Annotated in this window: 1 tRNA gene; it reads left to right on the top strand. The window is 43.2% G+C overall.

Annotation, left to right across the window (positions count from 1 at the left end):
- Positions 1-115 precede the first annotated feature (115 nt).
- A tRNA-Leu gene (locus tag ACNQ0T_RS24030) sits at positions 116-200 on the top strand.
- Positions 201-285 lie beyond the last annotated feature (85 nt).

Below are 285 nucleotides of genomic sequence, written 5' to 3'. Positions count from 1 at the left end.
GATTTTTTCAGGTGCTTTTTTTTTAATCGAACAACCTGATTGTTCAAGATAAATGTTGCCAGTCAGCATAAGGCAAGTATAATGGCACCGTTTTCCAAGAAACACATCACTTCGTGCCGGAGTGGCGGAATTGGTAGACGCAGTTGATTCAAAATCAACCGCCTTCGGGTGTGCCGGTTCGAGTCCGGCCTTCGGCACCAAAAATCAGACGCTTAGAGCGTCTTTTTTTATGTCTGGAATTCAGATGTATAAATACCTCATCACGACTTTTCCCATCCTTTTAAC

It is taken from the genome of Enterobacter cloacae complex sp.6700776 (assembly GCF_048284255.1).
Taxonomy (GTDB): Bacteria; Pseudomonadota; Gammaproteobacteria; order Enterobacterales; family Enterobacteriaceae; genus Enterobacter; species Enterobacter intestinihominis.
The sequence above is the reverse complement of the archived record's forward strand: the minus strand, read 5'-3'. Positions and strand labels throughout refer to the sequence as shown.